This is a genomic window from Pseudomonas sp. NPDC077186, from assembly GCF_044543505.1.
Taxonomy (GTDB): Bacteria; Pseudomonadota; Gammaproteobacteria; order Pseudomonadales; family Pseudomonadaceae; genus Aquipseudomonas.
The window spans coordinates 363,006-382,401 of sequence record NZ_JBITWE010000003.1 but is presented as its reverse complement, the minus strand read 5'-3'; the positions used below and the strand labels follow the sequence as shown (position 1 = coordinate 382,401).

Sequence of the window (19,396 nt, the reverse complement as noted above, 5' to 3'; positions counted from 1 at the left end):
GGCCGTATGAGCGATGACGCGCAACGCTGGAAAGACAAGTACCTGAGCAGCCTGGAGCAACAGGAAAAGCTCGAGCGGCGCTGGGAGCTGCGCCTCGACCTGCTGCGCCGCGGCCTGGTGCGCAGCAGCCTGGCCGCCGAGGGCGCGGACAAGGCGGTCGACCAGTGCATGCAGGAGATGCGCGACATCCTCCGCCGCGACGACATGGACGCGGCGCTCGGCGGCCTGATCCCGCGGCTGGAGAAGGCCGTGCTGGATTCCGAGCTGCGTCGCCAGCAGCGCGCCGGCGAGGCCACCGCGGCGCTGACCCGGCTGGTCGAGCAGCTGCAGCAGCTGCAACCGCCGCGCGAGGTGCGCAAGGCGCTGAAGGCGCTGGCCAAGCAGTTGCACGAGGCCACTGGACAGACCCATCAGCTGCCGGCGCTGCTCAGCCAGCTGAGCCGCCTGCAGGGGCAGACGCTGGAGCTGCTGCGCACGCCGGCGGCCGAGCAGCCCGGCCTGCTGCAACGCTTGTTCGGCAGTCGCGGCGAGGCGGGCGGCGCTGGCGAGGCGTCCGAGCCGGCACCAGCGCCGGTCGAGGTGGCGCCGCTGCCCGTCGCCAGCACGCCTGCTGCGTCGCCGGCCGCGGCGCCCTTGCCGGCGCTGGACAGCCTGCCGCTGCCGCCGGGGCTGCTGGCGCAGGGCGAGGACGAGACGCAGCGTTTCGCCCTGCCCGGCAGCGAGCCCGGCTACAGCGCGGTGGCGCCGCATATCGCCGAGAGCCTGCTGGGCCTGCTCGCCGAGCTGGAGCTGCCGGCGCGTCACCAGCCGCAGGGCGAGGCGCTGCGCCAACGGGTGCAGGGCCAGCTGAACTGGTACGAACTGGTGCCGGTGCTGGACGACCTGGCGGTGCTGGTGCTGGCGGTGAGCGACAGCGGCCAGCGCGAATTCGCCGGCTACCTCAAGCAGCTCAACGAGCGCCTGGCGGCCTTTATCGGCACCCTGAGCGAGGCGCACGAGGGCTACAGCGAATCGGTCGAGAGCGCGCGCGACTTCGACCGGCAACTGCGCGAGCAGGTCAGCGGCCTGCAGCACAGCGTGCAGAGCGCGGCGGATCTGGAGGCGCTCAAGCAGGCCCTGGAACAGCGTCTGGACGGTCTGCTGCAGACCGTCAGCAGTCACCAGCGCCAGCGCGACGGCCGCGAGGCCGAGGTGGCCCAGCGCCTGCAGAGCCTGGTGCAGCGGGTCGCCGAGATGGAGCGCGAGGCCCAGCAATTTCGCGAGCATATCGAGGAGCAGCGGCAGAAGTCCCTGCTCGACCCGCTTACCGGCCTGCCCAACCGCGCCGCCTGGAGCGAGCGCCTGGAGCTGGAGACGGCACGCCGCCTACGCTACGGCGGCGAGCTGCTGCTGGCGGTGCTCGACGTCGACCATTTCAAGCGGATCAACGACGGCTACGGTCACCTGGCCGGCGACCGGGTGCTGAAGATCATCGCCGGCGAGCTGCACAAGCGCCTGCGCAAGACCGACTTCATCGCCCGTTACGGCGGCGAGGAGTTCGTCCTGCTGATCCCGGCGACGCCGCTGGACGGCGGCGTGCAGCTGCTGGAGACGCTGCGCACGGCGATCGAGGCCTGTCCCTTCCACTTCAAGGGCGAGCCGGTGACCATCACCCTCTCCGCCGGGCTCGCCGAATTCCGCGGCGAGGAAGCCGCCGAAGCGGCGTTCGAGCGCGCCGACCAGGCCCTGTATCGGGCCAAGGCCGGCGGGCGCAACCGCATCGAACTGGGCTGAGCGGCTCAGTGCTCCGTCAAGGCCGCCTGGCGCCGGGGCTGCGGCTCGCCGTGCGGGCCCTCCTCATCCACTAGCGGCACCTCGTTGCCCTCCACGTCGTACAGCTTGCCGCCGACGAAGTGGTCGCCGTCGTGCAGGGCGGCGATGTCGCGGTAGCGCAGGCTGCGCTCGGTGCCGGCGACGAACACCGACTGCTGGTCCGAGTTGCCGGCGGTGAAGTGGTTGAACAGCAGGTTGAGCAGAATCGCCATGATCGCCGCCGAACTGATGCCGGAGTGGAAGATGGTCTCGAACCAGGCCGGGAAGTGGTGGTAGAAGCTCGGCATGGCGATCGGGATCATGCCGAAGCCGATCGAGGTGGCGACTATCACCAGGTTCATGTTGTTGCGGTAGTCGACCTTGGCCAGGGTGCGGATGCCGCTGGCGGCCACGGTGCCGAACAGCACCACGCCGGCGCCGCCGAGCACCGAGGTGGGCACCGCGGCGATGATCCGACCCATGATCGGCAGCAGGCCGAGGGTGACCAGGATCAGCCCGCCGGTGGCCACCACGTAGCGGCTCTTGACCCCGGTGACGGCGACCAGGCCGACGTTCTGGGCGAAGGCGCTCTGGGTGAAGGAGCCGAACAGCGGCGCCAGCGCACTGGCGATCATGTCCGTGCGCAGGCCGTTGCCGAGGCGCTTGGAGTCGACCTTGGTGTCGATGATGTCGCCGACGGCGAGGATGTCGGCCGAGGTTTCCACCAGGATCACCATCACCACGATCAGCATCGAAACGATAGCCGCCAGCTCGAACACCGGCATGCCGAAATGCAGCGGCGTGGGGAAGGCCAGCACCGGGCCTGCGCCGACCTTGGAAAAGTCGGCCATGCCGAAGGCCAGGGCCACCAGGGTGCCGATCACCATGGCCAGCAGGATCGACAGGCGCGAGATGGTGGCGCTGCCGACCTTGCTCAGCAGCAGCACGGTGGCCAGGGTGAACGCGGCCAGGCCGATATTGGCCATGCTGCCGAAGTCCGCGGCCTGGCTGTTGCCGCCCATGGCCCAGCGCGCGGCCACCGGCATCAGGGTCAGGCCGATGGTGGTGATGACGATGCCGGTCACCAGCGGCGGGAAGAACTTGGTGATCTTGGAGAAAATCGGCGTGATCAGCAGGCCGATCAGCGCCGCCCCGATCACCGCGCCGAACACCACCGGCAAGCCGCCTTCGCCGCCATTGGCGCCGACTATGGCGACTATGGTGGCGACGCTGGCGAAGGACACGCCCTGCACCAGCGGCAGCTGACAGCCGAAGAACGGCAGGCCGAGGGTCTGCAGCAGGGTGGCGGCGCCGCCGACGAACAGCGAGGCGGCGATCAGCAGGCCGATGTCGGCGGGCGACAGCCCGGCCGCCTGGCCGACGATCAGCGGCACCGCGACGATGCCGCCATACATGGTCAGCACGTGTTGCAAGCCATAGAGGAGATTGGCGCCGATGCCGAGATTCTCGTCCTCGGGACGCGTGGCAGGAGCGCTGTTGGGGATGGACGTCATGGTGAGGCTACTCGCTGTTGTTCTTGTCTGGTCAATGTAGACAACTTTTTATTATTTTGGCTACTACTTTGTATACATTCTTACGAGGGGCGTTTCCCGAAACGATTGCCGGTGTTTCGGTCACAAAAGCGGCGTTTTCAGCATCTTCGCTGCGATCTGACTGCCGCGCCGGCTCGCGGCGAAGCCCCGCCAGGCCCTAGACTGTCAGCCAGACCCACTGGAGACGCCCATGGATATCTTCAGCATCGCCGTGCTGATCTTTCTGGTCACCGACCCCTTCGGCAATATCGCCATCTACATCGCCGCGCTGAAGAACCTCGAGCCGCGCCGCCGGCTGTGGATCGCCGCGCGCGAGCTGCTGTTCGCCCTGGCCCTGCTGCTGCTGTTTCTCACCTTTGGTGACAAAGTCCTCAGCAGCCTGGGCCTGTCGCGCGAGGCAACCGCCATCGCCGGCGGTATCATCCTGTTCGTCATCGCCATGCGCCTGATCTTCCCCAGCCCGCAGGGCCTGCTCGGCGACGTGCCGGACGGCGAGCCGATGCTGGTGCCGCTGGCCACCCCGGCGGTGGCCGGGCCCTCGGCCCTGGCGGTGCTGATGACCCTGCGCAACACCCATACTGGGCCGCTCTGGGAGCTCTACCTGGCGCTGCTGCTGGCCTGGGCGGCGACGGCATTCATCCTGCTGCAGGCCTCGTTCCTGCAGCGGTTTCTCGGAACCCGCGGGTTGACGGCGGTGGAGCGACTGATGGGCATGCTGCTGATCATGCTCAGCGTCGACATGCTGCTGGACAACCTGCAAAGCGTATTTGGTCACGCATGAAAGCAGTTTGCATCGCCCTTTTCCTGGCCCTGCTCGGCGGTTGCAGCGCTGGGTTGCGCATCGACGACAGCCATACCGCAACCGGGCAGAACAGTCGGGTGCAGTACGTGGTGCTGCACTACACCTCCACCGACCTGGCGCGCTCGCTCAAGCTGCTCACCGAGACCGAGGTGAGCAGCCATTACCTGATCGGCGACGCGCCGCCGACCGTCTACCGTCTGGTGGATGAGAATCGCCGGGCCTGGCACGTCGGCGTCAGCGAGTGGCAGGGGCGCACCTGGCTCAACGCCTCGACCATCGGCATCGAGCTGGTCAACCAGGGCTACTACGAGACTCCGGCCGGGCGCTATTGGCAGCCCTTTGCCCCGCAGCAGGTCGACAGGCTGATCGTGCTGCTCAAGGACATCGTGCAGCGTCATCAGTTGCCGCCGGGGTCGATCATCGCCCACAGCGACGTGGCGCCGCAGCGCAAGGTCGACCCGGGCCCGCTGTTTCCCTGGAAGCGCCTGGCCGACGAGGGCCTGCTGCCCTGGCCGGACGAGGCGGCGGTGGCGCGCCAGCAGGCGCTGTTCGCCGCCAGCCCGCCCAGCGTGCAGTGGTTCCAGGAGCAGCTGGCGCGCCAGGGCTACGCGGTGCCGCAGCACGGCGAGCTGGACCAGGCCACGCGCAACGTCATCGCCGCCTTCCAGATGAAGTACCGCCCGGCCGACTACGCCGGCCAGCCCGATGCGGAGACCGCCGCGCGCCTGCTGGTGCTTAACCAGCAGTCTGGATAGTTGGATTGAGGCCGCGTTCGTGCGCGGCCTGCTCCCTCTCCCATTTATGGGAGAGGGCTGGGGAGAGGGTGGCTCAGGCGACTCGGAGTTACCGGGTAGACCCTCTCCCCCGCCCCCTCTCCCGCAAGCGGGAGAGGGGAGACAAACCTCCCTACAACGGCAACGCCAGGTAGAAGCGGCTGCCCTGGCCCGGTTGCGACTGCACGGCGATCTGTCCGCCGTGCAGCTGGACGATCTCCTTGCACAGCGCCAGGCCCAGGCCGGCGCCGCCCTTGCGCCGGCCGACCTGGACGAAGGGCTCGAAGATACGCGTCTGCTGGCCGTAGGCGATGCCTTCGCCGTCGTCCTCGACGCCGAGGATCAGGCGTTCGTCCTGGCGCCGCGCCTGCAGGCGGATCTGCCCGCCCGGATGGCTGTGGCGCAGGGCGTTGCCGAGCAGGTTGTCCAGCACCCGCTCCAGCTGCAGGCGGTCGGCGCGCAGGCGCGGCAGCGGCTCGTGCAGCTCCAGGCCCAGGTCGATCTCGCGTTCGGCGGCCTGGGCGGCGAAGCGCAGCTGCGCCTGCCGGAGCAGTTCGGCGGCGTCGCAGGGCGCCAGTTCCAGCTGCTGCAGGCCGTTCTGGTAGCGCGAGAAATTCAGCAGGTCGTTGATCAGGCGCAGCAGGCGTTGCATCTCCTCGTCGACGGTGCGCAGCAGGTCGGCCTCGCGGCTGCCTGCGGCGAAGTGCAGGCGTTCCTGCAGCAGGGCGAAGGCCATGTGCATGCCGGTGACCGGGGTGCGCAGCTCGTGCGAGGCGCGCAGGACGAACTCGCGGCGCACCCGCTCGAAGGCGCGCTGCTCGGTGACGTCGCGCAGCACCATCACCGCGCCGAGCAGCGGCCCCTGCTCGTGGCACACCGGGGTCAGGCTGTAGGCCAGCAGACGGGTCTCGCCAGCGGCCTCGATGGCCAGGTCGTCCGGCGCCCGCTCGGGGCTGACCCCGGCCAGCACCAGCTGCAGCTGTTCGTTCAGTTCCGGGCGCTGCAGCGCCTGGCCGAGCGACTGGCCCCTGGGCACCGCGTCCCAGCCCAGCTGCCGCTGCGCCACCGGGTTGCCGTGTTCCAGGCGGCCCTGGCGGTCGAGGATCAGCAGGCCGTCGTCGATGCTGTCGAGCACCGCCTGCAGGCGCCGCTGCTGGCCGACCAGGGCCTCGACGTTGGTCGCCTGGAACTGGCGCAGGGCCTCGGCCATCAGGCCGAAGCGGCGGCTCAGGGCGGCCATTTCCGGCAGCGGCGAGAGCGGCAGGGTGACCTGGAAGTCGCCTTGGCCGATCTGGTCGGCGGCGCGCGCCAGCGCCTCGATCGGCCGGCCGAAGCGCTGCGCCAGGCTGTGCGCGGTGACGAAGCCGATCAGCAGCACGGCCAGGCCGATCAGACCGAGCAGACCGGCGATCAGCCAGGCGCGCTGGCGGGTGCTCGCCTCGGCCTCGTCGACGGCGGCGACGTAGCGGTTCTGCAGGGCGTTGATGCGTTCGCGCAGGGCCTCCTCGGCCTGGCCGAGGGCGTCGCTCTTGAGCAGCTCGCGGCGCACCGTCAGCGGCTTGGCCAGCAGCGCGTCGAAGCGCGCGTAGGCGCTCTCCACCTCGGCCAGGGCCTGGTGGTCGCCGGCGGCGCGGACGTTGGCGTTGGCCTGCTGCAGCCATTGCCGGAAGCGCGTGTCGGCGGCCTGCAGCGCCTCGCGGTCGAGCTGCTCGGCGAGCAGCAGGCCGACCTGCTTGCCCAGCTCCTGGCGCATGCCCAGGCTGGCGTCGATGATCTGCAGGTTGCGGGTCATCGCCTGGCTCTGCTGCTGGGTCAGCTGCAGCACGCTGAACATGCCCAGCAGCAGGCCGAGCAGGGCCACGGTGAGCAGCGCGCTGCTGCCGAGGAACAGCCGGGTGCGCAGCTTCACAGGCCGAACTGCTTGCGCTTGCGGTACAGCGTCGAGGCGTCGATGCCGAGGGTGCGCGCGGCCTGGTCGAGGGTCTCGCTGGTCGCCAGCACCGCGGTGATATGGGCCTTCTCCAGCGCCTCCAGGCTCAGCGCGGCGCCGATGCGCGGCGCGCCGTTCTCGACCGGCTCGCCCAGGCCGAGGTGCTCGGGTTCGATCAGCTCGGCGTTGCAGATGATGCTGGCGCGCTCGATGACGTTGCGCAGCTCGCGGATATTGCCGGGCCAGGCGTAGCCCTGCAGCGCCTCGCGCGCGGCGTCGCTGAAGCCGTGCACGGGGCGCGCGTATTCCTTGACGAAGCGGGCGAGGAAGCCCTCGGCCAGCTGCAGCACGTCCTCGTTGCGCTCGCGCAGCGGCGGCAGGGTCAGGGTGATGACGTTGAGGCGATACAGCAGGTCTTCGCGAAAGCGCCCCTCGCGGACCATCTCGTCGAGGTCGAGGTTGGTCGCGGCGAGGATGCGCACGTCGGCGCGGCGCGTCACCGGGTCGCCGACCCGCTCGTATTCCTTGTCCTGGATGAAGCGCAGCAGCTTGGGTTGCAGCGGCAGCGGGAAGTCGCCGATCTCGTCGAGAAACAGGCTGCCGCCGTCGGCCTGGTTGACCCGCCCCAGGGTGCTCTCGCTGGCGCCGGTGAAGGCGCCGCGGCTGTGGCCGAACAGCTCGCTTTCCATCAGCTCGGCGGTCAGCGACGGGCAGTTGATGGTCACGCAGGCCTTCTTCGCCCGCTTGCTCCAGCCGTGGATGGCGCGCGCCAGCTCGCCCTTGCCGGTGCCGGACTCGCCGAGGATAAGGATATTGGCGTCGGTGCCGGCCACCTGCCGCGCGGTTTCCAGCACCGCCATCAGCGCCGGGCTGCGGCTGTCCAAGTGGGCGCCGGGTTGGCGCACCTGATCTTCCAGGGCTTCCAGGCGCGCCGCCAACTGGCGCACCTCGAGCTGCTTGGCGGCGGCCAGGCGCAGCTGCTCGGGGCTGCACGGCTTGACCAGGTAATCGGCGGCGCCGGCCTGCATGGCGTCCACCGCGGTGTCCACCGCCGAGTGCGCGGTGACTATCACCACGCGCATCCAGGGCGCCTGCACGCGCATCTGCGCCAGCAGGTCGAGGCCGTTGTCGTCGCCCAGGCGCAGGTCGAGGAAGCACAGGTCGAACACCTGGCGCCGCAGCAGCGCCTCGGCCTGCGCCGCGCTGCTGGCGCCGGCGACCTCGTAGCCCTGGTCCTCCAGGCAATAGCGGAAGGTGCGCAGGATCGCCGCCTCGTCGTCGACCAGGAGGATGCGCCCGCTGTGTCCTGAATCTGCCATCGTCGTGCTCCATCTGACTGGGTGTCTGGCATTAGTCAGGGAAAAATCATGCAAGTTGCACGGCGATTTCGCCGCGGCCCTGCAGCCTGCATGCCGATGAGTTTTTTCGACATCTATTAAGTCATTGTTTTTATTGAGTTTGTTTGGGTTGGAAAAGCTGGCATAGGGCTTGCGAAAGTCCTGGCAACTATTGCTTTGCCGAGGACCTCGCCATGCCCCCGTTCAAGACCCTGATGCTGGCCGGCAGCACCGCCCTGCTGCTGAGCCTGACGCCGCTGGCCAGCCAGGCCGCCGAGGGCGAGCTGAGCCAGCAACTGGCGGCGGCGCGCCAGGAAGGCTCGATCTGGACCGCCTTCGCCCTCAATCGTCACCTCAACCCGTTCCGCCTCGACATCGCCGTGGAAGACGGTCGTGCCCGCCTCGAGGGTCGGGTGGAGAGCGCGGTGCAGAAGGAGCTGGCCGAGCAGGTGGCGCTGAGCGTCGAGGGGATCGAGGCGGTGGACAACCGCATCGAGGTCGACGCCGCGACCGCCGAGGGCGAGCCGCCGGGCCTGGTGCAGCGCCTGGAGGACGCCAGCCTGGCGGCCACGGTGAAGTCCAAGCTGTTGTGGAACAGCAATACCCGCGGCCTGGACATCCAGGTCAAGAGCCAGAACGGCGCCATCACCCTCAGCGGCCACGCGCAGACCCCGGCGGCCAAGGAGCTGGCCGGCCAGCTGGCGGCCAATACCGACGGCGTGCGCGAGGTGTTCAACCACCTCAGCATCAGCACCGCCGACAGCAGCGCCAGCGAGATCGAAGTGGCCGCCGAGGAGGCGCGCGAGGCGATCGGCGACGGCTGGATCACCAGCAAGGTCAAGGCCAGCTTCGTCTATAGCCGCAACCTGGATGCGCTGAACATCGCGGTGAGCACCGAGGACGGTTTCGTCAGCCTGCGCGGCAGCGTGCTGAGCAGCGCCGAGAAGCGCCTGGCGGTGGACATCGCCCGCAATATCCGCGGCGTGCGCGGCGTCGACGCCGATGCCCTGCGCATCGACGGCTGAACGCCGGACGCCGCATTCGCCAGTCCCATAGCCGAGGAGAACCGCCATGAGCAGCAAGACCGCACAACTCAACGAACTGATCGAGATCACCCGCGACGGCCAGCGCTTCTACGAGCACGCCCACGACGAGGTCAAGGACATCCGTCTGCAGGCGCTGTTTCGCGACATGGCGCGGGCCAAGACCGAGGTGATCGACGCCCTGGCGCGCAGCGTGGCGGCCAACCACAGCCAGCCGGCCAGCGGCGGCACCCTGCTGGGCAAGCTGCGCCAGCTCTACGCCGATACCCGCGCCACCCTGGCCAAGGATGAGGACGCCACCTACGTGGCGCAGCTGGAGGAGAGCGAGGACCGCATCCTGCACGCCTTCGAGGACGCCCTGGAGGGCGCGGACCAGGATCTGCGCGTACTGCTGGCGATGGAAATGCCCAAGGTGCGCGCCTGTCACGCGCGCATGCGCGCCCTCAAGCACAGCCTGCAGTAGGCGCGCCGCTGCGTCCCGCCAGGCCCCCGTGCGCGTTGCGTGCGGGGGCCTTGGCCGTGGCGCGCGCAAATTCGCCGACGTTCACGCAACTGTCATATTCGCTTCATAGAGTGTTCACGTGGCCTGCAGATACTTGGGCCCGTTCCATCCAACACTAATCCTGCTAGGAGCAAGGCATGAAACTGAAGCGTTTGATGGCGGCCCTGACTTTCGCCGCCGCTGGCGTAAGCGCCGTATCTGCTGTAGCCGCCGTCGACCCGGCTCTGCCAGCCTATGAAAAGACTTCCGGCGTATCGGGCAACCTGTCCAGCGTCGGTTCCGACTCGCTGGCCAACCTGATGACCCTGTGGGCCGAAGAGTTCAAGAAGCAGTACCCCAACGTCAACATCCAGATCCAGGCTGCCGGCTCCTCCACCGCGCCGCCCGCCATGACCGAAGGCACCGCCAACATGGGCCCGATGAGCCGTCCGATGAAGGACAGCGAGATCCAGGCCTTCGAAGAGAAGTACGGCTACAAGCCGACCGCGGTGCCGGTGGCCATCGACGCCCTGGCCGTGTTCGTGCACAAGGACAACCCGATCAAGTCGCTGTCCATCGAGCAGGTCGACGCGATCTTCTCCAGCACCCGCCTGTGCGGCAACGACAAGGACATCAAGACCTGGGGCGACGTCGGCCTGACCGGCGAGTGGGCCGGCAAGCCGCTGCAGCTGTTCGGCCGTAACTCGGTCTCCGGCACCTACGGCTACTTCAAGGAAGAAGCCCTGTGCAAAGGCGACTTCAAGGCCAACGTCAACGAGCAGCCGGGTTCGGCCTCGGTGGTGCAGTCGATCTCCAGCACCCTGAACGCCATCGGTTACTCGGGCATCGGCTACAAGACCTCCAGCGTCCGTGCCGTACCGCTGTCGAAGAAAGGCGGCGAAGCCTTCGAAGCTTCCGAAGAGAACGCCCTGGCCGGCAAGTTCCCGCTGTCGCGCTTCTTCTACGTCTACGTCAACAAGGCGCCGAACCAGGCCCTGAGCCCGCTGGACGCCGAGTTCATCAAGCTGATGCTGTCCAAGCAGGGTCAGGAAGTGGTGATGAAGGACGGTTACATCCCGCTGCCGTCCAAGGTGGCCGCCAAGACCCTGAAGGAACTGGGTCTGTAAGCCTGGCCTCGCGCTAGAGGCTGTAAGCGGCGCGGCCCGCCCTCTTCGGAGTGGCGGGCTTCGTCATGTCAGCTGGCTGTAACCTTTCTGTCATACAAGCCCGCTAGATTGGCAAGCCTGGGCAGCCGCATGCGCTGCAAACAAGCTCGCGCAGAGATTTCTCGCATGAATGACTTGGCAAACGACACCGTGAACCGCGCACAGAACCCCCTGGGGATCGACTTCAATACCCCCGCCCTGCAGCGCAAGCGCCGTCTGCGCGCGCTGAAGGACCGCATGGCGCGCTGGTACGTCTCCATCGGCGGCCTGGCGGTGCTCGGTGCGATCACCCTGATCTTCTTCTACCTGGCCCATGTGGTGCTGCCGATGTTCCAGGGCGCCGAGATGAGCGCGCGCAAGGCCCAGCAACCGGCCTGGCTGGCCGAGGCGCAAGCGCCGCTGCTGCTGGCCATGGAGGAGCAGAACCAGGTGGCCATGCGCCTGGATCGCGCCGGCATGGTGCAGTTCTTCGACCTGAAGAACGGCGAGGCGATGAACTCCGTGCAGTTGCCGCTTGGCGAAGGCGTCAGCGTCGCTTCGGTCGGCCAGGACCAGCCGGGCAGCCGCCGCGTCGTCCTCGGCCTGTCCAACGGCCAGGTGCTGGTGCTGCAGCACAACTACAAGGTCAGCTACCCGGACAACGTGCGCACCATCGCGCCGCAGATCGATTTCCCCTACGGCGAGACGCCGATCGCCCTCGACCCGCAGGGCCGCGCCCTGGAGCACGTGGCGCTGAACCTCAACAGTGGCACCCTGATGTTGGCCGGCTCCACCGGCAGCGAGCTGCACCTGATCGCGCTGAGCCGCGAAGAGAACCTGTTCACCGGCGAGGTCAGCCTCGGCGAAGACCGCATCGCTCTGCCGCAGATCGCCGAGCCCATCCAGGAGCTGATCCTCGACCCACGCCAGCTGTGGCTGTACGTGGTCAACGGCGAGTCCACCGCCGACGTCTTCGACCTGCGCAAGCGCAGCCTCAACGGCCGCTACGAGCTGCTCAAGGACGCCTCCAACCGCATCACCAGCGCCACCAGCCTGCTCGGCGGCATCTCGATCATGCTCGGCGACGCCAAGGGCGGCATCCAGCAGTGGTTTATGGTGCGCGACGCCGACGGTAAATCCACCTTCCAGCCGGTGCGCAGCTTCCAGCTGGAAGGCAGCGCCATCACCCAGATCATTCCCGAGGAACGCCGCAAGGGCTTTATGGCCCTGGACGAGGCGGGCAACCTGGGCATCTTCCACAGCACCGCGCACCGCACCCTGCTCAAGCAGCAGGTGGCCGACGGCGCCGCCATCGCCGCCCTGTCGCCGCGCGCCACCCGCGTACTGGTGGAGCGCGAGGGCCAGCTGCAGCGCTTCGTGGTCGACAACCCGCACCCGGAAATTTCCTGGAGCGCGCTGTGGGGCAAGGTCTGGTACGAGAGCTACCCGGAGCCGGACTACGTCTGGCAGTCGACCTCGGCCAACACCGATTTCGAATCCAAGCTGAGCCTCTCGCCGCTGGCCTTCGGCACGCTCAAGGCGGCCTTCTACGCCATGCTCCTGGCCGCCCCGCTGGCGGTGGCCGCGGCGATCTACACCGCCTACTTCATGGCGCCGCGCATGCGCACCAAGGTCAAGCCGGTGATCGAGCTGATGGAGGCGCTGCCGACGGTGATCCTCGGCTTCTTCGCCGGCCTGTTCCTCGCGCCGTTTCTGGAGAACCATCTGCCCGGCATCTTCAGCCTGCTGCTGCTGACACCGGTGGGCATCCTGCTCAGCGGCTACCTGTGGACCAAGCTGCCGGAAAACCTGCGTCACCGCGTGCCGGACGGCTGGGAAGCGGCGCTGCTGATCCCGGTGGTGATCGCCGTGGGCTGGTTCTCCCTGGCCATCAGCGGCCACCTGGAGAACTGGCTGTTCGACGGCAACATGCGCCTGTGGCTGAGCAACGACCTGGGGATTCCCTTCGACCAGCGCAACGCCCTGGTGGTCGGCCTGGCCATGGGCTTCGCGGTAATTCCGAACATCTACTCGATCGCCGAAGACGCCGTGTTCAGCGTGCCCAAGAGCCTGACCTTCGGCTCCCTGGCCCTCGGCGCCACGCCCTGGCAGACCCTGACCCGGGTGGTGATCCTCACCGCCAGCCCGGGCATCTTCTCCGCGCTGATGATCGGCATGGGCCGCGCCGTGGGCGAGACCATGATCGTGCTGATGGCCACCGGCAACACGCCGATCATGGACATCAACATCTTCGAGGGCATGCGCACCCTGGCGGCCAACGTGGCGGTGGAAATGCCCGAGTCGGAAGTCGGCGGCACCCACTACCGTGTGCTGTTCCTCGCCGCGCTGGTGCTGCTGCTGTTCACCTTCGTGATGAACACATTGGCCGAGCTGATCCGTCAGCGCCTGCGCACCAAGTATTCGTCGCTCTAAGGTTTTGGAAGGTATATGTCCGTGAAACAGAACAACCTGAAATCCTGGTACAAGAGCGGCGCCCCGGGCGTATGGATGAGCGGTGGCGCGGTTGCCATCGCCATCATCATGACCCTCGGCCTGCTGGCGGTGATCGCCACCCGCGGCCTGGGCCACTTCTGGCCGGCCGACGTGATCGAGGCCGACTACCAGGTGCCCGGTCAGGAAGCCCGGGTGATGGCCGGCGAGGTCACCCAGATCGAGGAAGTGCCGCGCGCCCGTCTGGCCGCCGCCGGCCTGCCGGTGGCCGAGGAAGGCGGCGAGTTCATGACCCGCGAGCTGCTCAAGGTGGGCAACCGCGAGCTGTTCGGCGCCGACTTCGCCTGGGTCGTCGGCGAGTGGCTGAGCAACCCGCGCACGCCGGCCGAGATCACCGTGCTGGAGCGCCGCGAGTGGGGCAACTTCTACGGCTACCTGGTCAACGTCAAGGAGAACGGCCAGGTCATCGCCGCGGGCGAGGCCGCCTGGCCGGCGCTGCGCGAACGCATCGAGCGGGTCGAGCAGCTGCACGCGCAGCTGGTGCGCCTGGAGAAGAAGGACATCGGCCGGATCAACCACGGCCTCGAGCGCATCCGCCTGGAAAGCCGCAAGCTGCAGCTGCAGGGCAAGCTGGACGCCGCCGCCCAGGCCGAGCTGGACGCGCGCCGCGCGGTGCTGGACGCCGACTACAAGGTGCTCGAGGCGCAGATGGTCGAGCTGTTCGGCCAGGTCAACCGCGACAGCGTGACCCTGCGCATCAGCGACGGCCGCGAGAGCGAGATCGCCCTGGGCAAGGTGGTGCGTGCCTTCCGCCCCAACGCCATGGGCATCGGCGACAAGCTCGGCTTCTACGCCATGAAACTGTGGGAGTTCGTCAGCGACGAACCGCGCGAGGCCAACACCGAGGGCGGCATCTTCCCGGCGATCTTCGGCACCGTGCTGATGGTCATGCTGATGGCGGTGATCGTCACCCCGTTCGGCGTGATCGCCGCGGTCTACCTGCGCGAATACGCCCATCAGGGCGCGCTGACCCGGATCATCCGCATCGCGGTGAACAACCTGGCCGGCGTGCCGTCGATCGTCTACGGCGTGTTCGGCCTGGGCTTCTTCGTCTACGTGCTGGGCGGTTCGATCGATAGCCTGTTCTTCCCCGAATCGGCGCCGGCGCCGACCTTCGGCACCCCGGGCCTGATGTGGGCCTCGCTGACCCTGGCGATCCTCACCCTGCCGGTGGTGATCGTCGCCACCGAGGAAGGCCTGGCGCGCATCCCGCGCGCGGTGCGCGAAGGCTCGCTGGCGCTCGGTGCGACCAAGGCCGAGACCCTGTGGAAGGTGGTGATTCCGATGGCCAGCCCGGCGATGATGACCGGCCTGATCCTCGCCGTGGCCCGCGCCGCCGGCGAGGTGGCGCCGCTGATGCTGGTGGGCGTGGTCAAGCTGGCGCCGAGCCTGCCGCTGGACGGCAACTACCCCTACCTGCACCTGGATCAGAAGATCATGCACCTGGGCTTCCACATCTACGACGTCGGCTTCCAGAGCCCCAACGTCGAGGCCGCGCGGCCGCTGGTGTACGCCACCGCGCTGCTGCTGGTGATCGTCATCGCCCTGCTCAACCTGACCGCGGTGTATATCCGCAACCACCTGCGCGAGAAGTACAAGGCGCTGGACCACTGATTCCCTTAGCTACAGGCCGCGCGTCCCGGCGCGCCGCTTGCAGCTTGTAGCTACGAATGGAGTGAAACGATGCAACACGAAGCCCATACCCACGGTATCGACCTGGCCGCCCTCGGCCGCGACAAGCAGAGCCTCAACCTGGCCAGCGAGACCACGGCCATCGCCGTGCCGGGGCTGAACCTCTATTACGGCGAGAAGCAGGCGCTGTTCGACGTCAAGATGGACATCCCGCGCCAGCGCGTCACCGCCTTTATCGGCCCGTCGGGCTGCGGCAAGTCGACCCTGCTGCGCACCTTCAACCGGATGAACGACCTGGTCGACGGCTGCCGCGTGGACGGCGAGATCAACATCGACGGGCGCAACATCTACCGCAAGGGCGAGGACGTCGCCGAGCTGCGCCGTCGCGTCGGCATGGTGTTCCAGAAGCCCAACCCCTTCCCCAAGAGCATCTACGAGAACGTGGTGTATGGCCTGCGTATCCAGGGCATCAACCAGAAGCGCGTGCTCGACGAGGCGGTGGAGTGGGCGCTGAAGAGCGCGGCGCTGTGGGACGAGGTCAAGGACCGCCTGCACGACTCGGCCCTGGGCCTGTCCGGCGGTCAGCAGCAGCGCCTGGTGATCGCCCGTACCGTGGCGGTGCAGCCGGAAGTGCTGCTGCTCGACGAGCCCTGCTCGGCGCTCGACCCGATCTCCACGCTCAAGGTCGAAGAGCTGATCTACGAGCTGAAGAGCAAGTACACCATCGTCATCGTCACCCACAACATGCAGCAGGCGGCGCGGGTGTCCGACTACACCGCGTTCATGTACATGGGCAAGCTGATCGAGTTCGGCGACACCGACACCCTGTTCACCAACCCGGCCAAGAAGCAGACTGAAGACTACATCACCGGTCGTTACGGCTGATGGCCATGTCAGAGTGCGCTGGACTGCGTCGGCGGAACTTGCCGTACTACCTGTACTGTCTGCGTTCCGCCTCCTTGCCCAGCACCCTCTGCCAAAGCCCATCCCTTAACAACCAGTAGGGTGCGCTGTGCGCACCATAGCCATCCAAGCTGGCAGCTTTCGCGGAGCGAAACATGATCAACAAAGACAATCTTACCCAGCACATCTCCCAGCAGTTCAACGCCGAACTGGAGGAAGTGCGCAGCCACCTGCTGGCCATGGGCGGCCTGGTGGAGAAACAGGTCAACGACGCCGTCACCGCGCTGATCGAGGCCGACTCCGGCCTGGCCCAGCAGGTGCGCGAGATCGACGACCAGATCAACCAGATGGAGCGCAACATCGACGAGGAGTGCGTGCGCATCCTCGCCCGGCGCCAGCCGGCGGCCTCCGACCTGCGCCTGATCATCAGCATCTCCAAGTCGGTGATCGACCTCGAGCGCATCGGCGACGAGTCGACCAAGATCGCCAAGCGCGCCATCCAGCTGTGCGAGGAAGGCGAGTCGCCCAAGGGCTACGTCGAGGTGCGGCATATCGGCGACCAGGTGCGGCGCATGGTGCAGGAGGCGCTCGACGCCTTCGCCCGCTTCGACGCCGACCTGGCGCTGTCGGTGGCGCAGTACGACAAGACCGTCGACCGCGAGTACAAGACCGCGCTACGCGAGCTGGTCACCTACATGATGGAAGACCCGCGCTCGATCTCCCGCGTGCTCAACGTGATCTGGGCGCTGCGTTCGCTGGAACGCATCGGCGACCACGCGCGCAACATCGCCGAACTGGTGATCTACCTGGTGCGCGGCACCGACGTGCGGCATATCGGCCTGACGCGCATGCGCGAAGAGGTCGAGGGCAAGTCCGGCGCCTGATTGGCCCGTGCATCTGCGGAGCGTCCGGAGGTCCTTGTAGCCCGGATGCAATCCGGGAGGCGCGCGCCGTTCTCCCGGGTTGCACCCGTTCGACCGATCAGTCGTGCCGCGCGCTTTTCCGTTGGCCTTTGGCCACTGGCCATGACTATGCTTAACGCCATTCGTACAGGAGAGGCCGATGAGCAAAGTCAGTGTGCTGGTGGTGGACGACGCGACCTTTATCCGTGATCTGGTCAAGAAAGGGCTGCGCGATCACTTCCCCGGCGTGCAGATCATCGAGGCGATCAACGGGCGCAAGGCTCAGCAGCTGCTGGGCCGCCAGCCGGTCGACCTGATCCTCTGCGACTGGGAGATGCCGGAGATGTCCGGCCTCGAGCTGCTGACCTGGTGCCGCGAGCAGGACAGCCTGAAGACCACGCCCTTCATCATGGTCACCAGCCGCGGCGACAAGGAAAACGTGGTGCAGGCGATCCAGGCCGGCGTTTCCGACTACATCGGCAAGCCCTTCTCCAACGAGCAGCTGGTGACCAAGGTGAAGAAGGCGCTGAGCCGCGCCGGCAAGCTGCAGGCCCTCGCCGCCAGCGCCCCGCCGAAGATGCTCAGCAGCGGCGCCTTCGCCAACGACTCGCTGGCCGCCCTGACCGGCGGCAAGGCCGAGGTGGTCAAGCCCAGTGCGCCAACGCCGGCAGCCGCCGCCCCCGCCGCAGCGAGCGCCGCGCCTGCGCCCGCTGCTGCAAGCAAGGCACCGGCCGGCCGCGGCCAGGGCCAGCTGCGCCTGCCCGGCGGCAGCATGGCCTGCGTGATCAAGGCGCTGAGCCTCAAGGAGGCGCTGCTGGTGGTCAAGCGCACCGAGCAGCTGCCGCAGGTGCTGGAGAGCGCGGTGCTCGACCTGGAACAGGGCGAGGCGGCCGAGACCGCCCGGCTCAACGGCTACCTGCATGCCGTGGCGGCGCTGGAGCCTTCGCCTGCCAGCGAATGGCTGCAACTGAGCTTCCGCTTCGTCGACCGCGACCCGCAGAAGCTCGATTACCTGTCGCGCCTGATCGCCCGCGGCACCGCGCAGAAGCATTTCGTCCCCGGCGCGTAGGGTGGACATGGCGTAGCCTTGTCCACCTTTGCCGGCGATGTGGCGGACAAGCCCGCGGCCTGTCCAGCCTTCCCCTGCAGCCATCGCGCCGCCCGGATGCAATCCGGGGATCGATGCGGCGCTTGCCCCGACATGCCCGAGCCATGCCGACCGACGGCGGTGAGCCGGTTCACAGCCCGGGGCTCGGCGCCTGGCACGGCCGCGCAGGCGCTGCTAGCCTTGCTAACCCGGATATCGAAAAGCCATAAGATCCGAGTCGTTATGCTAGGGCGTCTGATTTTCCTCTGCAGCCTGCTGGTCCTGTGCGGCCAGGCCGCTGCCCTGACCATCTACAAGTACGTCGACCCGAACGGCGTGGTGACCTATAGCGACCAGGCGGCGCCCGGCGCCCAGGTCTTCGTGTTCCGCGACCGCATGGTCGAGCGCCTGGACAATCAGGTGAAGCTGGAGACCAAGCAGCACGAGGCCGGCGAGACCCTGCTGGTGCGCAACGACCTGTACGCCCCGGTGGAGATCGAGCTGCGCCTGGAACAGGTGGAGAACGCCGTCGGCGCGCCGGACAAGCCGATCCGCTGGGTGCTGCCGCCGCGCAGCAAGATCCGCCTGGCCACCCTGGCGCCGCGCGAGGCCGGCCAGCCGCTGCGCTACAAGCCCAGGCTGCGCTACGCCCTCGGCGACCCGCGCCTGCAACCGAGCATCCACCGCTACCCGCTGCCCTGGCGCGGCGGCCCGTTCCGCCTGACCCAGGGCGCCGGCGGCAAGTACAGCCATTTCACCCCCAAGGGCCGCTACGCCATGGACATCGCCATGCCCGAAGGCACGCCCATCGTCGCCGCGCGCGGCGGCGTGGTGGTGAAGACCGAGAACCAGCAGAGCGGGCGCGGCAACAACCCGGCCGGCAACTTCGTGCGCATCCTGCATGACGACGGCACCATGGGCGTCTACCTGCACCTGATGAAGGGCTCGGTGGGCGTGCGCGAGGGCCAGCGGGTGGAAACCGGCAGCCTGCTGGCGCGCTCCGGCAACACCGGCAACAGCACCGGCCCGCACCTGCACTTCGTGGTGCAGCGCAACGTCGGCCTGGCGGTGGAGTCGATTCCCTTCAGCTTCCGTCAGCCGGTGGACAGCCTGCCCAACTTCGCCGTCGGCGGCGAATAGCGCCGCGCCAATAAGAACGGCGACCCGAGGGTCGCCGTTGCGGTGAAAGCGAAGCGCGCTCAGCCGATCTCGATCATCTCGAAATCCATCTTGCCGACGCCGCAGTCGGGGCACAGCCAGTCTTCCGGCACGTCTTCCCAGCGGGTGCCGGCGGCGATGCCTTCGTCAGGCCAGCCCTGGCTCTCGTCGTATACCAGTCCACAGACCACGCATTGCCACTTTTTCATATAAACCTCAGGCCAATCTCACGGTGTTGCGCGACGCAAGCTACCGCAATTGCACTGACGCGCCAAGCCGGCCGGCGGCAATCGCCGCCAGCCAGGGACCAACCAAAGTCGGGTCGCGCAGCGCACGACCCGTCAGAGG

General features: G+C 67.8%; 16 protein-coding genes. 12 read left to right on the top strand and 4 right to left on the bottom strand.

Features of this window, described 5'->3' with window-relative positions; all coding sequences use genetic code 11:
• Nucleotides 1-6: 6 nt before the first annotated feature.
• A complete protein-coding gene (locus tag ACIGKL_RS13765; protein ID WP_397487181.1) occupies nt 7-1,773 on the top strand; it encodes a GGDEF domain-containing protein in 1,767 nt (588 codons plus the stop codon).
• Nucleotides 1,774-1,778: 5 nt separating this feature from the next.
• Here ACIGKL_RS13765 and ACIGKL_RS13760 read toward each other — a convergent pair whose 3' ends face one another.
• A complete protein-coding gene (locus tag ACIGKL_RS13760) occupies nt 1,779-3,305 on the bottom strand; it encodes a nucleobase:cation symporter-2 family protein (RefSeq protein ID WP_397487180.1) in 1,527 nt (508 codons plus the stop codon).
• Between the two features lie 229 nt (nt 3,306-3,534).
• Between ACIGKL_RS13760 and ACIGKL_RS13755 the strand changes: the two genes are divergently transcribed.
• Together ACIGKL_RS13755 and ACIGKL_RS13750 are read left to right on the top strand one after the other, a co-directional pair.
• The gene (locus tag ACIGKL_RS13755; RefSeq protein ID WP_397487179.1) at nt 3,535-4,125 is read left to right on the top strand and encodes a MarC family protein; all 591 of its coding nucleotides are present in this window, start codon (nt 3,535-3,537) and stop codon (nt 4,123-4,125) included.
• A complete protein-coding gene (locus tag ACIGKL_RS13750; RefSeq protein WP_397487178.1) occupies nt 4,122-4,901 on the top strand; it encodes an N-acetylmuramoyl-L-alanine amidase in 780 nt (259 codons plus the stop codon). Before ACIGKL_RS13755 ends, ACIGKL_RS13750 begins: the two co-directional genes overlap by 4 nt.
• A 151-nt stretch (nt 4,902-5,052) precedes the next feature.
• Here ACIGKL_RS13750 and ACIGKL_RS13745 read toward each other — a convergent pair whose 3' ends face one another.
• Together ACIGKL_RS13745 and algB are read right to left on the bottom strand one after the other, a co-directional pair.
• Nucleotides 5,053-6,828 (bottom strand): ATP-binding protein, encoded by a 1,776-nt coding sequence (locus ACIGKL_RS13745; RefSeq protein WP_397487177.1) that lies wholly within the window; start codon nt 6,826-6,828, stop codon nt 5,053-5,055.
• Nucleotides 6,825-8,168, bottom strand: coding sequence for a sigma-54-dependent response regulator transcription factor AlgB (algB, locus tag ACIGKL_RS13740; RefSeq protein ID WP_397487176.1), 1,344 nt, complete (start codon nt 8,166-8,168; stop codon nt 6,825-6,827). Before algB ends, ACIGKL_RS13745 begins: the two co-directional genes overlap by 4 nt.
• Nucleotides 8,169-8,380: 212 nt before the next feature.
• Here algB and ACIGKL_RS13735 point away from each other — a divergent pair, with 212 nt between their 5' ends.
• From ACIGKL_RS13735 to ACIGKL_RS13695, 9 genes are all read left to right on the top strand, one after another.
• Complete coding sequence (locus tag ACIGKL_RS13735) at nt 8,381-9,211, top strand: BON domain-containing protein (protein WP_397487175.1); 831 nt, start codon at nt 8,381-8,383, stop codon at nt 9,209-9,211.
• Between the two features lie 46 nt (nt 9,212-9,257).
• Nucleotides 9,258-9,692 carry a PA2169 family four-helix-bundle protein gene (locus ACIGKL_RS13730; protein WP_397487174.1) on the top strand — a complete coding sequence of 145 codons (435 nt, stop codon included), beginning with the start codon at nt 9,258-9,260 and terminating at the stop codon, nt 9,690-9,692.
• A 176-nt stretch (nt 9,693-9,868) separates the two neighbouring features.
• Nucleotides 9,869-10,837, top strand: a complete 969-nt coding sequence (locus tag ACIGKL_RS13725; protein WP_397487173.1) for a PstS family phosphate ABC transporter substrate-binding protein — start codon at nt 9,869-9,871, stop codon at nt 10,835-10,837.
• 165 nt (nt 10,838-11,002) lie between these two features.
• Complete coding sequence (locus ACIGKL_RS13720; RefSeq protein ID WP_397487172.1) at nt 11,003-13,288, top strand: ABC transporter permease subunit; 2,286 nt, start codon at nt 11,003-11,005, stop codon at nt 13,286-13,288.
• 15 nt (nt 13,289-13,303) lie between these two features.
• Nucleotides 13,304-14,980 carry a phosphate ABC transporter permease PstA gene (pstA, locus tag ACIGKL_RS13715; protein WP_397487171.1) on the top strand — a complete coding sequence of 559 codons (1,677 nt, stop codon included), beginning with the start codon at nt 13,304-13,306 and terminating at the stop codon, nt 14,978-14,980.
• A gap of 69 nt (nt 14,981-15,049) precedes the next feature.
• The gene (gene pstB, locus ACIGKL_RS13710) at nt 15,050-15,883 is read left to right on the top strand and encodes a phosphate ABC transporter ATP-binding protein PstB (RefSeq protein ID WP_397487170.1); all 834 of its coding nucleotides are present in this window, start codon (nt 15,050-15,052) and stop codon (nt 15,881-15,883) included.
• 173 nt (nt 15,884-16,056) lie between these two features.
• Nucleotides 16,057-16,785, top strand: coding sequence for a phosphate signaling complex protein PhoU (gene phoU / locus ACIGKL_RS13705; RefSeq protein WP_397487169.1), 729 nt, complete (start codon nt 16,057-16,059; stop codon nt 16,783-16,785).
• Nucleotides 16,786-16,963: 178 nt separating this feature from the next.
• On the top strand, nt 16,964-17,872 hold the full coding sequence (locus ACIGKL_RS13700) for a response regulator (protein WP_397487168.1): 909 nt from the start codon (nt 16,964-16,966) through the stop codon (nt 17,870-17,872).
• A gap of 261 nt (nt 17,873-18,133) precedes the next feature.
• Nucleotides 18,134-19,030 (top strand): peptidoglycan DD-metalloendopeptidase family protein, encoded by an 897-nt coding sequence (locus tag ACIGKL_RS13695; protein ID WP_397487167.1) that lies wholly within the window; start codon nt 18,134-18,136, stop codon nt 19,028-19,030.
• A 59-nt stretch (nt 19,031-19,089) separates the two neighbouring features.
• Here ACIGKL_RS13695 and ACIGKL_RS13690 read toward each other — a convergent pair whose 3' ends face one another.
• Nucleotides 19,090-19,257, bottom strand: a complete 168-nt coding sequence (locus ACIGKL_RS13690) for a rubredoxin (protein ID WP_021442321.1) — start codon at nt 19,255-19,257, stop codon at nt 19,090-19,092.
• Nucleotides 19,258-19,396: the final 139 nt, after the last annotated feature.

Excerpts from the sequence above, each read along its gene's own strand:
- ACIGKL_RS13765 (WP_397487181.1), top strand. The coding sequence starts at position 7 with ATGAGCGATGACGCGCAACGCTGGAAAGACAAGTACCTGAGCAGCCTG.
- ACIGKL_RS13760 (WP_397487180.1), bottom strand. The coding sequence starts at position 3,305 with ATGACGTCCATCCCCAACAGCGCTCCTGCCACGCGTCCCGAGGACGAG.
- ACIGKL_RS13755 (WP_397487179.1), top strand. The coding sequence starts at position 3,535 with ATGGATATCTTCAGCATCGCCGTGCTGATCTTTCTGGTCACCGACCCC.
- ACIGKL_RS13750 (WP_397487178.1), top strand. The coding sequence starts at position 4,122 with ATGAAAGCAGTTTGCATCGCCCTTTTCCTGGCCCTGCTCGGCGGTTGC.
- algB (WP_397487176.1), bottom strand. The coding sequence starts at position 8,168 with ATGGCAGATTCAGGACACAGCGGGCGCATCCTCCTGGTCGACGACGAG.
- ACIGKL_RS13735 (WP_397487175.1), top strand. The coding sequence starts at position 8,381 with ATGCCCCCGTTCAAGACCCTGATGCTGGCCGGCAGCACCGCCCTGCTG.
- ACIGKL_RS13730 (WP_397487174.1), top strand. The coding sequence starts at position 9,258 with ATGAGCAGCAAGACCGCACAACTCAACGAACTGATCGAGATCACCCGC.
- ACIGKL_RS13725 (WP_397487173.1), top strand. The coding sequence starts at position 9,869 with ATGAAACTGAAGCGTTTGATGGCGGCCCTGACTTTCGCCGCCGCTGGC.
- ACIGKL_RS13720 (WP_397487172.1), top strand. The coding sequence starts at position 11,003 with ATGAATGACTTGGCAAACGACACCGTGAACCGCGCACAGAACCCCCTG.
- pstA (WP_397487171.1), top strand. The coding sequence starts at position 13,304 with ATGTCCGTGAAACAGAACAACCTGAAATCCTGGTACAAGAGCGGCGCC.
- pstB (WP_397487170.1), top strand. The coding sequence starts at position 15,050 with ATGCAACACGAAGCCCATACCCACGGTATCGACCTGGCCGCCCTCGGC.
- phoU (WP_397487169.1), top strand. The coding sequence starts at position 16,057 with ATGATCAACAAAGACAATCTTACCCAGCACATCTCCCAGCAGTTCAAC.
- ACIGKL_RS13700 (WP_397487168.1), top strand. The coding sequence starts at position 16,964 with ATGAGCAAAGTCAGTGTGCTGGTGGTGGACGACGCGACCTTTATCCGT.
- ACIGKL_RS13695 (WP_397487167.1), top strand. The coding sequence starts at position 18,134 with ATGCTAGGGCGTCTGATTTTCCTCTGCAGCCTGCTGGTCCTGTGCGGC.
- ACIGKL_RS13690 (WP_021442321.1), bottom strand. The coding sequence starts at position 19,257 with ATGAAAAAGTGGCAATGCGTGGTCTGTGGACTGGTATACGACGAGAGC.